This window comes from Atopobium sp. oral taxon 416 (assembly GCF_018128285.1).
Taxonomy (GTDB): Bacteria; Actinomycetota; Coriobacteriia; order Coriobacteriales; family Atopobiaceae; genus Olsenella_L.
Genome location: NZ_CP072380.1, coordinates 1 through 13,986, shown reverse-complemented (window position 1 = coordinate 13,986; position 13,986 = coordinate 1). Strand labels below are relative to the sequence as shown.

Genomic DNA, 13,986 nt, shown 5'->3' with positions numbered 1-13,986 from the left:
TGAAAGAGGATGAACGTGCCAAAAAAAGCAAAAAAAGAAGAGTACGGCGCGAGTAGCATCAAAGTGCTTGAAGGGCTTGAACCTGTTCGCAAACGCCCAGGTATGTATATCGGTTCCACCAGTTCTACCGGACTGCACCACTTAGTCTGGGAGGTCGTCGACAACTCCGTCGACGAAGCGCTGGCTGGGTACTGCACCAAGATCAAAGTCACCGTCCATCCGAATAACTCAGTGACTGTCGAAGATAACGGTCGTGGCATTCCGGTTGCGATGCATCCCACTGAGCACATCCCGACCCTTGAGGTTGTTCTGACGGTGCTGCATGCCGGTGGCAAGTTCGATAACAATGCCTATAAGGTCTCAGGCGGCTTGCACGGCGTCGGCGTCTCCGTCGTCAATGCTCTTTCAAAGCGCTTGGTAGTGACCGTCAAGCGTGACGGCGGCATCTATACGATGGAATTTGTGCGTGGCAAGACCACGAAGAAGATGAAAAAGATCGGCACGACCAAGCAGACCGGCACCACCGTGACGTTCTGGCCGGATGACATGATCTTCGAGACTACGGTCTTCGACTATGATACGCTGCACGACCGCCTGCAGGAGACCGCCTTTCTGAATAAGGGGCTCAAGATCACTCTGACTGATGAGCGCGAGTTGAAGCCGCGCGTCACTGAGTTTTGCTACCAAGGTGGTATCGTCGACTTTGTCAAATACCTCAACAGGGAGAAGCAGTATCTGCCGGGCTGCTCCAAACCGATCTACATCAAAGGAGAGATGGATAAGGATACCCCCGTTGACCGTAAGGGCGAGGTCGAAGCTGCCCTACAATGGAACACCGGCTATTCCGAGAATGTGATGGGCTTTGCCAATGACATCTATACCGATGAAGGCGGAACTCACATTGAGGGATTTCGGTCAGCCTTGACCAAGGTGACGAATGACTACGCCCGCAGCCACAATCTACTGAAGGAAAAGGATTCCAACCTCACGGGTGACGATATCCGTGAAGGACTCTGTGCTGTGTTGTCTGTGAAACTTCCTGATCCTCAGTTTGAGGGACAGACGAAGGCAAAGCTTGGCAATTCCTACATGCGTACCCTCACGAACCGCTTTGTGAGCCAGGGTTTATCTGACTATTTCGAAGAGCATCCTAACCAGGCCCGCGAGATCTTCAAGAAGGCACAGCAGGCGGCCCGTGGTCGTTTGGCAGCCCAGAAGGCCCGTCAGGCCACCAGAAGAAAAGGTCTGCTTGAAAGTGCATCGCTGCCCGGCAAACTTGCAGATTGCTCGGTGAGAGAGCCTGAAATGACTGAGCTCTTTCTTGTCGAGGGTGATTCCGCAGGCGGCTCTGCGAAGATGGCACGTGACCGCTCGATTCAGGCGGTACTGCCGTTGCGTGGCAAGATCCTAAACGTCGAGCGTGTGCAGGCACACCGTGCCCTCTCCTCAGAAACGATCCAGTCACTGATCACCGCGATCGGTACGAGTGTCGGTGATGAGTTCGATATCAACAAAGCCCGCTATCACAAGATCGTGATCATGACCGATGCTGATGTCGACGGCGCGCATATCCGTATCCTGCTGCTGACCTTCTTCTTCCGCTTCATGAAGCCGATGATTGACGCGGGCTACATCTACGTTGCGCAGCCTCCGCTGTATCAGCTGAAGCCAAAGGGTAAGAAGCGTGGTAAGTACCTCTATACCGATGAGGAACTCGCGATGGAAGCCAAGAAGTATGACGATCCTTCCAAGTACTCGGTGCAGCGCTACAAAGGTCTGGGCGAGATGGACCCTGAGCAGCTGTGGACTACCACGATGGATCCTAAGAACCGCATCATGTTGAAAGTGACGATCAGCGATGCGATGGCAGCGGAGCGTGCGGTGCAGGATCTGATGGGCACCCAGGTGAGTAAACGACGCGACTTCATTCAGACGCACGCAAAAGATGTCAGATTCCTTGATATTTAAGCTTGTAAGAAAGGTTATTTGTGGCTTATAACAACGATGATCGCCCGGGCAACAACACCCCAGGGACCAACGATCAGGACAACGACAATCGGCCGCCCCGCGACGAGGACGAAAACACGCAAAACGGCGATGAGTACACCGACTCAGACGACACTGGTGACACAGACGACAGTGATCTCTCCGACGATGAGGGGGGAGAAGAGGGCGACGGCGAGGACACTGAGATAAGTCTCGGCGGCGCCAATATCTCCCATACCCTTTCCGATGAAGCGGGTACCCGTTTGGACCTCTCTGATATTCACGGCGGCTCCCTCAAGCCGGACGATATGGCCCAGGAGATGCGGACTTCCTTCTTGGAATACTCCATGTCCGTCATCGTCGCCCGTGCACTCCCGGATGTTCGGGACGGCTTAAAGCCGGTGCAGCGCCGTATCCTCTACGCCATGAACGAAGCGGGCATTACTCCCAATAAGCCTCACAAGAAGTCCGCGTGGACCGTCGGTGAGGTTATGGGCAAGTATCACCCACACGGCGACTCCTCCATCTACGACGCAATGGCTCGTATGACACAGGATTTTTCCATGCGTCTGCCGCTGATCGACGGCCACGGTAACTTTGGTTCAATCGATGGTGACCCACCAGCGGCTATGCGTTACACCGAGTCCCGCCTGACCCGTTCTGCGATGGAGATGCTGGCGGACCTCAACAAGGATACCGTCGACATGCAGCCAAACTACGATGAGTCCCTGATGGAGCCCTCAGTCTTACCTGCCGGCTTTCCGAACCTGCTCGTCAATGGTTCCAACGGTATCGCGGTCGGTATGGCCACTAATATCCCACCCCACAACCTCAAAGAGGTCGTGGATGCGGTGTGCCTTCTGATCGACGATCCGGATGCCTCGCTCGATGAGATCATGAAGGTCTTACCCGGTCCGGATTTCCCGACCGGCGGCATCATTATGGGCACCGACGGCATCCGCCAGGCTTATGAGACCGGCCGCGGGACCATCACCACCCGTGCACGTGTCCACATCGAGCAGAAGAAGAACGGCCGCCAGCGTTTGGTGGTCACCGAGATCCCGTATCAAGTCAACAAAGGCCTTCTGCAGGAGAAGATTGCCCAGGCAGTCAATGAGAAGAAGATAGAGGGCATCTCAGACCTGCGCGATGAGTCCAACCGTAAGGGCATGCGTATCGTTATCGACCTCAAGACGAATGCAGTGCCGCAAGTCGTGCTCAATAACCTGTATAAGCACACGCAGATCCAGAACAACTTCCCCATAATCGATATCGCCCTAGTCGATGGGGTACCGCGTACCCTGCCTCTGAAGTCGATGCTGCAGTACTACATCGACCACCGCTTCGACGTCGTGACCCGTCGCACCACCTATGATCTGAACCGTGCCAAGAAACGCGTTCACGTCTTAGAGGGCCTGCTGATCGCGGTCGACAACATCGACGAGATCGTCCATATCATCCGCTCCTCACACGACGATGCAGAGGCTAAGCGTCGCATGAACGAGCGCTTCGATATCGACGATATACAGGGCGAGGCTATCCTGCAGATGCGCCTGCGCAGACTGACCGGCCTAGCCCGCGATGAACTCGTGGCACAGATCGATGAGCTCCACAAACAGATCGCCTACTACGAGGACCTACTGAGCCACAAGGAGAAGATCTACGGTGTGATAAAGGATGAGCTGCACGTGGTCTCCGACAAATATGCGGACAAGCGCAGAACCACGATCTCTGACAGAGAAGCAGTCAACCTCGATGTTGAGGATCTGATCGCGGAAGAGGATATGGTCATTACCTTCACACATGACTCCTACGTGAAGCGCCTTCCGGTCGCAACCTACCGCTCTCAGAAGCGGGGTGGCAAAGGGATCCGCGGTGTGAGCCTCAAAGACAACGACTTCGTCGAGGATGTCTTTGTGGCTTCCACGCACGACTACATCCTGTTCTTCACGAACAGGGGTAAGGTCTACCGTCTCAAAGTCCATGAGCTTCCGGTGGGTAGCAGAAACAGCCGCGGTACCGCGATCGTCAACCTCCTGCCTCTGGCAGAAGGAGAGCATCCTACCGCAGTCATAACCTGTCGCGATTTTCCGGCTGATGAGTACCTGATCTTCGCGACGAAGAACGGCATCGTCAAGAAGACTGCGATGAGCGAATACGACCGTACCCGCCACGACGGCTTGGTCGCGATCAACCTGAAGCAGAACGACGAGCTGATCAACGTTCGCCGCGTGAAGAAGGGTGAGAAGATCATCCTCGTCACCACCAACGGCAAGGCGATCCTCTTTGACGAGTCTGATTGCCGCCACATGGGTCGTGCAGCTGGCGGTGTTCGTGGTATCACCCTCAAGAGTGATGCTCGGGTACTCGGCATGGAGATCTCCAACGGCAACGGTGACCTCTTCGTTATCACTGAAAACGGCTACGGTAAACGTACCCCGGTGAAGGAATACCCGCAGCACAAGCGCGGTGGACAGGGTGTGCAGACGATTGCGATGACAAAGAAGAAGGGCAAGCTCGTGGCCTGCCGCGTCGTGGGTCCGCAGCATGAACTTCTGATTGTCTCCGAAGAAGGCGTTATGATCCGCGTCCGCTCCACTGAGGTGCCGCTCCTTAAGCGCGTGACGCAGGGCGTCAAGATCATGAATCTACTCGGTAACGATCATGTCTCTGCGGTTGCGCGTATGATCGCCCACAAGAAGCGGGCACCGAAGCGCGATTCCAACCAGATCGCTCTGAACCTGGAAGTGGTGGGCGCCAAGGACGCTGATGAGGGAGAGCCAATCGATGTCGGCGGAGAAGAAGAGATCGACGAAGATTCTCTCGAAGGCGACAGCGACGAATAACCGGGTGGATTGTCAAGCTGAGTGATCTCCCTAAAGACCTCGTTGGCTGTCCTGTAGCCTAATACCTTCCTTGGCCTGTCGCAGATTAGATCCAAGATATGTTGCACCTCCTTGTGTGAGACCCAGGAAAAATCTCTACACCCTTAGGGGAAGAACTCACAGATGAGGACATCGGTGTTCTTAACTATCGGCTTCTGCCACAGGTGGTGCGGTTCACAGAAGTAAAACTTTACACCTCCCAAGGCTTTTGCGACCTTAGCCTTGCCGGGAGAGCTGCTTGGCGCAATCAGGCGTGAGTGTCTTGAGCGAGGACCTCTCAAGGATGCTGAGCTGGGTAGTGCACGCGCCCTTGCTGCCCACGAGCAGCCACAAGGAGCACTCGAGCAGACCTACAGGCACGCAGAGGTTGGCCCCATGACAGTGTCGGTTTGCCCACTTACCCAGACAGAAGTGCTTAGAAGGCCTCCCTTAGGGAAACGATGATTAATGCCTATGCCGGCCGCGAAAAGTCGTGTGGTCGGTCCTCTCTGACACGTTATGGGCATTAATCATCGTTTCCCTAATGCCTTTGCGATGTTGCTGGGTGAGTAGTACCTGACGTACATCTTCGCGATCTTGTTGCGCTCATCAGCGCTAAGATAAGTGTAGCGCCGTGGGAATAGGCTGGATCCTCATTTCATCTAGTTGCAAGCTTTCCCACTTGTTGGCAGTGGTTAGCACCTATTGGCACGACTAGGACAAAGACACCTGGACTTTCCGGGAGTGAAAAACAACAGCTGCCCCGAATTCAGACGATCTCGTGGGGGCAATTCTATTGCTGTTGAACTGGGAAAATACTTCTGCATAGCTTTCAAGAGGCCGCCGCGATGACACTCGTTTGGATGAGAGACAAATAGATGCCAAAACCTGCCAAAGCAGTGACGGGCGTTTTCACCGCGTTTTTAGCTATGGGGGCGTTTGGTGCCGTGCCATGTAGTCACCTCGCTATTTCGGCCCCTTTTTTACAAAGCCGCAGGTAGGAGCGAAGAGTGAAAAACTGCCCGGAAGCGCGCTTTTCGCCGCTTTCAGTCCGATTTCAGGACTCTAGAAACGTCGTTTTCCACTCTTCTCACTGCGCTGATCGGTCGATTTCGGAGATGGATTAGGCCCCAAAGGAGGGCAATAGTAATGCGAGAGCGAAGATCGTTGTGTTTCTCGAAGTGCTGTCACCGATGCGATGGCCTTATCAGAAAGACGCACTGCGCCGCCTTCAAGAGAGTACGGCACTGTGTATTATCCTTAAGCCGACGGCATGTTCGAGTCTCCCCGTGAACCGCCGCCTGCCCTTAGCGCTCGTTTGCCTCAAGCTCCTCAAGGGCAGCAGTTGTCTGGGCAGGGTCGTTCGCTCCCAGGAGGTAGGCTGTGCCGTCCTTCGTGCGCACAAGGAGCCACGGGCCCGCTTCGGGGTTCAGGCACACCTTGAGAGGCCCGTACTCCTCACTCGAGAAGTCACCCTCAAGGAAGGTGTCCGCGGAGCCTCCGAACGTGCGCGTCATATCTGGGAGCCGGTCAAGCACCTCGACGGAAGCCACGTCGCCGACAGCGACCTCGTAGTCCGTCATCGCATGGTTCGCGCGGACCGTTTGTCCGGAGAGCTCCAGCGTGACCGGCGCCGACAGCTCCTCGGCGATGAACACGCCGGTCAGGGGCAGGCAGAGCAGCGCGAGCGCGAGCGCCGCCGCTATCGCCTTTCCAGCGGGCCGCGCGAAGTTGATCGACGTGCCGACTCCTACGCGGTCGTTCACCATGAGGCTGGAGTCGTCGGGGTTGAAGTAGAGGAGCCCAAAGACCCAGTGGTCGTCCTCATCGACGTAGAACCCCTCCCCGCTGCCCCTTGTGAGGCGTTCCTGAAGGCCCCGCACGCGCATCTCGGCCGCGAAGGAGGTGATGACCAAGGCCGCGGTGAGCAGAACCATGCTCACGAGGTACAAGGTGGGCGAGCCCTGGAAGAGGAGTTGCAGCCAGCTCATGAGCGCGAACGATGCGGCCGCGACTAGGCCCACGTGCCCCCAGGCGCGTCTCCGGATGCGCGTGAGCGCCTGTGTGAGAGCCTCGTTGGCGTCCACTACCTCGCTGCGGTCGCGGTAGCACCAGCGGAAGATCGCCCACGTTGCGAGCGCGCCGACAGCGGAGAGCAAGTAGACCGGCAAGCTCCCGCGGTCGAGCAACACAGGCGCCAAGCTGGCTGCGACGGAGAGGAGAAACCAAGCGTTCGAGGTGCGCATCGGGGGCTGGGCAGCCGTGGTGATGTCGGCCACCGTGATGCGCTGATCTCCACTCTCCCCCCTGTGCCGCCACCCGCGTTCGCCCTTCAGGGCGGCAAGCCTTGCGTTTGCGAGCGCGAAGACGACCTCGGGGGCGATGCAGGCGACGAGGACCCAAATGCTCCAGCAGACGGCGAGCGGCCCCGCAAGCGTGCGAACTGACCCCACGACGGCGCCCGCCAGGGCGATGGTTACAAGCGCGGCGGCGCAGGCGAGCTGCCAGCGGCGATAACCCGAGAGGATTGCCGTGACCTGTTCGTCTCCCTGTGCCTCGCGCGGCAGCGTCACTCCCACTGCGATGTTCTTCTTGAAGCGGGCGCTGTTCCTGAGCGTGAGCCATATGGGGATGGGAAGCCAGCAGCACAAAAGCCAGATTGCGGAAACGGAACTCATTGCAGACTCCTATCTCTTCGAGAGGAAGCTTCGTCCAGGAGGTGTCCGCAGAGCGCAAGCACGTCCTCACTCGACATGCCGCCCGCTACGAGCTCGTCCAGCGACAGCCGCAGCGACTCCACGGCGGCAGGGCTGGGACCTGATCCAGCGTCCGGTTCTGCTACGAAGGTGCCGCCGTGCCGGTCTCCCTGTACGTGCCCTTCCTGCTTGAGGAGCTGGTAGGCCTTGCTTGCGGTCATGACGTTGATGCCGCACTCCGATGCGAGGGCTCGGACGGTCGGGAGACGCTCGCCCGGTGCAAGCTCGCCTTCCGCTATGGCCCGCACGATCTGATTCCGGACCTGCCGGTAGATAGGGGTCGTGTCTGAGAAGTCCAGCTTCAGGAGCATGATGTGCGCCTCCTACGATTAATGTACTGTATATATTAGATACAGTAATACATAAATGCAACAATTGTAAGGAAAGAGGGAGAAAGTACTAGTCGTCCATTACAGTTTGAGACGCGGTTAATTCGAATATCTCAACCCTGATCGTTACCGACGGATTAGGATTGGCGCACGTACTTTCCGACCCGCCGACCGGACGCCCGCGGATAGCCGTCTGCCCCTGCCCCTCGAGGGCTCCTGGGGTGTTGTTAATGGCAATCTAGAAGCTGCCAATCGGAACTGCGATGGTTAATTTGGACCTGATTCCTACGCTGCCAGCCCCAGATCCTTCCGGTACTGCATGGGGCTCCTGTATCCGAGATCGCTCTTGATCTTCTCGTCCCGATACCATACCAGATACTCGTCCAGAAGCTCCATGAACCTCTCCATCGTGACTCCCGTCCAGTCGCATCCGTAGAAGAACTCCACCTTCAGCCTTCCGAACAGTCCCTCCGCCCTGGCATTGTCGGGGCTTGAGCCCTTGCGCGACATCGATCTCCTGAGGCCATATTCGCTGCAGATGCCGATCCATCCGGGCCACCTGTAGTGGCAGCCGCGGTCGCTGTGGACGATCGGATGCTCGTCCTCCCCGAGCTGGCTGCATGTGCCGAGAAGCGACGAGTTAGCCATCTCGGCATCGGGAGAGCAGGAGACGCTCCAGCTTATGGGTATGCCGTCGAAGCAGTCGACTATGGGAGAGAGGCAGGCCTTGCCGGCAGGGATCCTGAATTCCGTGACGTGCGTAATTCATACCTCGTTGAAGACAATCGCCTGCGACATGAACGCGGACTTCGGGCGCGCATTCCTTAAGAGGTTCCCGCACCTGGACATCGTCTACGACTGCTTCCATCTCATCAAGAACTTCAACGAGAAGGTCATCTGTAAGGTCAGGAAGGATAAGCAGGCAAGGCTTAAGGAGGAGGGCGACAGCGAGGCCACGCGTGCCCTCAAGCACTCCACATACATCCTTATGTCCTGTGCCGACACCAGGAAGAGGAAGGAGCGCGGTGCATGCGCCGGCAAGGTGGTCTTAAGGGGAAGCGCCCTCTTCGGCAAGCAGGAGGCCCTGCAGAAGGGAGGGACCAGGAAGCGCTACGAGTACCTCATATCCCAAAACGAGCTCCTTGCCGCCTGCGACATCGTAGATGAGATGCTCGTACAGGCCTATTCGTGCACCGATGCGGATGAGATGCGCGCTGCCATGGAGAGGATCGTGGACACGTGCCGCTGCACGAAAGACAGGCACTTCGCCAGGGTTGCCCGCCTCGTGGAGAGCCACATGGAGGGAATAGTCGCGCATGCCAGACACCAGATATCCTCGGGGAAGGTGGAAGGCACCAACCAAATGATCAAGACGCTCAGGAGGGCAGGCTAGGGATACCCTAACGACGAGTACTTCTTCCTCAAGATATTCGATTGCCAGCAGGCGCTACTCGAAGGGTTCCGATACTGCGGCATGATGGGTCTGCATACAGGTTTTAGGACTGAGCCTTTTGTTTTAGCTCACAAGCTGAAATTCGCAATTCTCGATTATTCGTGAAGCCTCTTCTGCAGTATTGGTCTTCCTTAACTTTTCGAGGAATTCAATATCAGGTTTTGAAACCATATCTATGAGGTTTGCAAAGGCACGTAAATGCGTCTTTCGATCAACAGCACTCAACGTGAAGATGAACTCAACAGGATCATTACTTTCACTCCCGAAGTTCACGGGATTAACTAGTCGTACCATACTCATTCCCATTTTTATCGTGCCGTTCTCTGGAGAACTGTGGGGAATAGCCACACCGGGCGACAGTGCCATATAGGGTCCATACTTCTCGGCATCTTCAATCATTGCATCCACATATCGTTCTTCTATGTAACCCATTTCGAGCAGCGGCTGAGCAGATTCTCTGATGGCCTCGCGCCAATCGGAAGCTTCGACGTTAATTCTGATGTGACTCGGTGGCAGAAGTTGGTGAAGATACGGAGCAATGATTTGATCCTCGAGTTGCTGTGCCTCCCGAAAATATCTCCTCACCTCAAGGCGAATCTCTTTGAGCAAATCGTCATTCTCTGGAGCTAAGCGTCTGATGATTGGCTCCAGATGTTCAAGTAGTCTCTGTGCTGTAAAATCCTCAGGACGGTCGTCTAGTACTCGATCAGAAGACGCAGCGATTCTGTTTAGACGCTCCCTTACCCTGCGATACTCGCGATCATTCATAGGAAGCTTGATGAGGACGGAGTCCACTGGGCAGTTGTCCAGCGGAACCGTTGAGATCACGAGATCCGTTCGATAAGTGTCGATGTATGGGACATCGTGTGCGGGCATTACCTTGACGATTTTTATGTCAAATCTGCCCCGAAGCTCTTCTGCGAGCAGTTGCGAGGTACCAACGCCCCCATCACATACAACAACAACTCTCGGACGTACCCCGCGATTCTTCCTCCTCTCGAGCGCTGCACAAATATGCAAGGCGATGTACATCGTCTCAATCGGTGAAATTTCCCGACCGGCAAATTCTTCAAGAATACTGAGGTTCTTCTTTACGGCTGCCAAAATAATTGGCTGATCCTCAACTACCTCGCGAAGAGCTGGATTTTCCGGGAAGTGAGAAGGTTCCGTAGTAAACATCGACTCCAAGTGGTTCGACAGGTATTCGAAGAGGTCATAATCCCCGTTTAAATCGACAGCAATCTCCTCAGAGATACGACGAATGAATGCCCGAGTAATCTTTTGAACCTGAAGATTGTCAAGATTGAACTGCTGGTCACCATGGAAACGTAGAGACTTGAGAAGGGAAGAGAAGTAAACTTCCTCTTCTCGGCTCATTTCGACGTTGCAATACTGAGAGACGTATGAAATGACACTCCGTTCGAAGTCTCCAACTTCATCTATATAATCTGCTCCATTTTCATCCTTCTCCTCGAGCATCTCTAGAAACTGAGATGATCGGTTCCTCATCACGCTGATACAGAGAGAATTGGTTGCCTTGAGAAAGGTAGCATCCGGCATAAACAAACCGTATGCATGACACTGCTCATTTAAAATCTTTTTCACAATTATCGTATCGTCTCGAATTGACGAGTTTTCGGGAAAGTGGAGCCACTGTTCCACGATTGGAGAGCGCACGTCAAGGAAATTCACGAGGAACGTTCTCTTTAGGCTCTCTGGTCCGTGTACTCGAAGTCCGCGGCTTGGCTTCGACTCAACCTTTAGCCCTGCGCTGCTAACTATCTGTTTGATACCATCGAGATCATTCAGTATCGAAGCCCTGCTGACAGAGAAGCGCTCCGCAATATCCGCTAAGGTCACATAGGAGTTTGCTCCGATGAGAATCGCAGCTCCAAGCGACTTTCTTTCGTCGCTCGACATCTTATAGGCAACATTGTCACGCACTGGAAGCAGGCTTTCGACGCGCTGAAAGTCATCCGGAAGCATAATTAAGCCACCGGAACCAAAATGAATCTCGCCCAAAGATGTTTCCACCAGAAATTTATTTAAAGATTTGATGTCATTACGGATAGTCCGCTCGGACACCCCAAATTCTTCGGCAAGACTCCCCAGAGTACAATCCTCAGATGATCTCGAGAGCATGTAAACAATCTGGACGGTCCGTTCATTCAATTAGACACACATCCCCTCGGGTGCAATACGGCCAAGGGGCATACAGCCGCACAAACATACACTAGATTGCCACCTGGCCTCATGGTGTAGTTCCATACTAATCTGTGAAGTTAGAAGCATACAGTAGAAAGATTTTCACAGCAATTTGAAGTGACTTGCGTCATGATAGTAAAATGGGTTATAATACTCACTTCATAAAAGCTGGATTTTCACCGGCAGATTGTCAAGCTGAGTGATCTCCCTAAAGACCTCGTTGGCCGTCCTGTAGCCTGATACCTTCCTTGGCCTGTCACAGATCAGATCCAAGACATGTTGTACCTCCTTATGTGAGACCCAGGAAAAGTCGCTGCCCTTAGGGGAAGAACTCACAGATGAGGACATCGGTGTTCTTAACTATCGGCTTCTGCCACAGGTGGTGCGGCTCGCAGAAGCAAAACTGTACACCTCCCAAGGCTTTTGCAACCTTAGCCCTGCCGGGAGAGCTGCTTGGCGCAATCAGGCGTGAGCATCTTGAGCGGGGACCTCTCAAGGATACTGAGCTGGGTAGCGCACACGCCCTTGCTGCCCACGAGCAGCCACAAGGAGTGCTCGAGCAGACCTACAGGCACGCAGAGGTTGGCCCCACGACAGTGTCGGTTTGCCCACTTACCCAGACAGAAGTGCTTAGAAGGCCTCCCTTAGCCTTTCTAAGAGCTTCTGAGAGACCTAAGGAAACGATGATTAATTCGGCTCGATGAGGCCAGTGTAGCCGCACACTGTATGCCGCCGGCTTAAAATGTCTCGAACCACGCAGTGCCCATACCCCACATAAATGCCTATCTGCCTGCGGATATATTATAATTACAGCAACGTATTCCAGCATATCCAAAAGGCAGATATGGGCAGCCAGATGAGCTTTGGGGACCTTAAATTCCAGGGTCAAAGGAGAAAGACCAGACAAGAGGCACTCCTGGAGCAGATGGATGCGATCGTTGTGTGGGATAGCTGGACTCGCTGTTAGACCATGATTGACCTGACGCCCCTGTCCTTCCAATAGCTCCAGAAGGGCTGCTCTATGTCTATGAGCGCACGCCTGGTATGGAACATACCTGCCTTCTGCAAGCTGTCCTGAGAGTATATCCTTCTTCTCCCGCTCAGAATGCCTTACCTGCTCTATCCACAGAAAGCAGGCAAGACAAGTGCCCCAGCCACTTCGTAGAAGACCCCATGGGAAAAAGCAGGAACTCGCGCAGCCTTCGCTGCATCGCATTGACGAGGCTAAGCTCGCCGTGTGCTTGAAGACCCCAAGCGAGGAGAGCCACGCGCATAGCCTGCATGGGCGTCAGTGGCGACCCATAAGCTGTCGACGATACCTGAAAGGGCATCTGTCAGCTCCCCATCCTCGGGCCTGCCCCTGCCGCAGAGGACGGCATATTCGTCTCCTAGGTCATTTGCACAGCACTCCACGCAGACCTTCTTGTTCGATATGCCACAGCAATGCACAACATGGCCGTGCGTGTGCGCCTCCCTTGGGCATCTGGATGGCCGACCTTATCCCTGTTGCCTGTAAGCGACTCGTCGATGTAGATCCCGATCTTTTGGCAGGAGACGGTGGGTCCATACCTGAAGGCGCCAAGAGCGGCCTGCATCATCTCGAAGAGCCTCATGCGCATGAAACCACAATGTCCTTAAGGCTCACATGGCAGCTTTCCGTAAGCTCCCTTAAGGGACATGCCTGCAAGCGTGCCCTTTGCATATGCGGCCCATGTGGCAGCCGTGGGCTTGGACATAGCCAGGACAGATCTTGTCTTTACAAAGAAGGTCTTGCCTCACGAGCAACACTTCCATCTCTTAAGGCCACACGCGTCGTGGCCCTTGCAATAGAAGCTGAGTGATTTGCACCTCGGGCACCTCTTGGGTGTTCCCGCAAGGGCAGAGCCTGCCATCTTCTTGGCTATGAGCGCCTTCAGCCTCTCTAAGAGCTCGCGCTTCTCAGCGATCCCCATCTTTGCGATCTGCTGCAGTATCATTGGATCCATCCGGGTCCTTTGATCCTCGATGTTTTTGTTTGACGACATGCATTGTAGGCAAAGGCCCGGACACTTTTGGGCCCTTCTTAGGTCAATTATGGTCTAACAGCGAGTAGCTGGATTGCACTGGTGAAACCCAGCTACCACTAACATGCTCTTGTCAGGCATGTGCACGCTGTAAAGACGATGCTTAGGATGTATCTGCTGCAGGTCATGTTTGGGCTCTCAGACGAGGGAACTTAAAGATGCTATCCTGGATTGCCGGTCCTGGCAGTGCTTCTGTGCACTTAGACCTCATGTCTGGGCAGGTACCGGACGCGACGACGAGCGCGAAGATGCGCCATAGCCTTAAAGCGGCAGGGACTCGGCAAGGCTTGTGCTTCACGACCTGAATTCGGAACTCGAGAAGGCAGGAAT

10 protein-coding genes and 2 pseudogenes are annotated in these 13,986 nt (G+C 54.9%); 3 read left to right on the top strand and 9 right to left on the bottom strand.

From position 1 onward, the window contains the following. Nucleotides 1-15: 15 nt before the first annotated feature. Entirely contained in the window at nucleotides 16-1,968 is a 1,953-nt protein-coding gene (gyrB, locus tag J4859_RS00055) for a DNA topoisomerase (ATP-hydrolyzing) subunit B (RefSeq protein ID WP_249113694.1), read from the top strand. Nucleotides 1,969-1,988: 20 nt separating this feature from the next. Further along, a complete protein-coding gene (gene gyrA, locus J4859_RS00050; protein ID WP_305852675.1) occupies nucleotides 1,989-4,832 on the top strand; it encodes a DNA gyrase subunit A in 2,844 nt (947 codons plus the stop codon). Nucleotides 4,833-5,380: 548 nt separating this feature from the next. Here gyrA and J4859_RS17320 read toward each other — a convergent pair. The 4 genes and pseudogenes from J4859_RS17320 to J4859_RS00030 form a co-directional block, all read right to left on the bottom strand. Continuing rightward, nucleotides 5,381-5,470: pseudogene (locus J4859_RS17320) on the bottom strand (hypothetical protein); the annotation flags it as partial. A 687-nt stretch (nucleotides 5,471-6,157) separates the two neighbouring features. Beyond that, entirely contained in the window at nucleotides 6,158-7,528 is a 1,371-nt protein-coding gene (locus J4859_RS00040) for a DUF5808 domain-containing protein (RefSeq protein ID WP_212331516.1), read from the bottom strand. Next, on the bottom strand, nucleotides 7,525-7,917 hold the full coding sequence (locus J4859_RS00035; protein WP_212331513.1) for a GntR family transcriptional regulator: 393 nt from the start codon (nucleotides 7,915-7,917) through the stop codon (nucleotides 7,525-7,527). The genes J4859_RS00040 and J4859_RS00035 overlap by 4 nt, the downstream gene beginning before the upstream one ends. A 303-nt stretch (nucleotides 7,918-8,220) precedes the next feature. Then, nucleotides 8,221-8,646, bottom strand: coding sequence for an IS3 family transposase (locus tag J4859_RS00030; RefSeq protein ID WP_249113842.1), 426 nt, complete (start codon nucleotides 8,644-8,646; stop codon nucleotides 8,221-8,223). Between J4859_RS00030 and J4859_RS00025 the strand changes: the two genes are divergently transcribed. Continuing rightward, nucleotides 8,558-9,328, top strand: coding sequence for a transposase (locus J4859_RS00025; RefSeq protein ID WP_212331508.1), 771 nt, complete (start codon nucleotides 8,558-8,560; stop codon nucleotides 9,326-9,328). The genes J4859_RS00030 and J4859_RS00025 overlap by 89 nt on opposite strands. Nucleotides 9,329-9,451: 123 nt before the next feature. On the opposite strand, the gene J4859_RS00020 is transcribed toward J4859_RS00025, so the two are convergent. From J4859_RS00020 to J4859_RS00005, 5 genes and pseudogenes are all read right to left on the bottom strand, one after another. Next, on the bottom strand, nucleotides 9,452-11,410 hold the full coding sequence (locus J4859_RS00020) for a BglG family transcription antiterminator (protein ID WP_249113693.1): 1,959 nt from the start codon (nucleotides 11,408-11,410) through the stop codon (nucleotides 9,452-9,454). Between the two features lie 21 nt (nucleotides 11,411-11,431). Then, nucleotides 11,432-11,560, bottom strand: a pseudogene (locus J4859_RS17315) (helix-turn-helix domain-containing protein); the annotation flags it as partial. Nucleotides 11,561-12,024: 464 nt separating this feature from the next. Beyond that, nucleotides 12,025-12,168 carry a hypothetical protein gene (locus J4859_RS00015; RefSeq protein ID WP_212331502.1) on the bottom strand — a complete coding sequence of 48 codons (144 nt, stop codon included), beginning with the start codon at nucleotides 12,166-12,168 and terminating at the stop codon, nucleotides 12,025-12,027. Between the two features lie 649 nt (nucleotides 12,169-12,817). Beyond that, nucleotides 12,818-13,006 (bottom strand): hypothetical protein, encoded by a 189-nt coding sequence (locus tag J4859_RS00010; protein ID WP_212331499.1) that lies wholly within the window; start codon nucleotides 13,004-13,006, stop codon nucleotides 12,818-12,820. Between the two features lie 362 nt (nucleotides 13,007-13,368). Continuing rightward, nucleotides 13,369-13,578 carry a hypothetical protein gene (locus J4859_RS00005; protein WP_212331497.1) on the bottom strand — a complete coding sequence of 70 codons (210 nt, stop codon included), beginning with the start codon at nucleotides 13,576-13,578 and terminating at the stop codon, nucleotides 13,369-13,371. Between the last annotated feature and the right edge of the window lie 408 nt (nucleotides 13,579-13,986).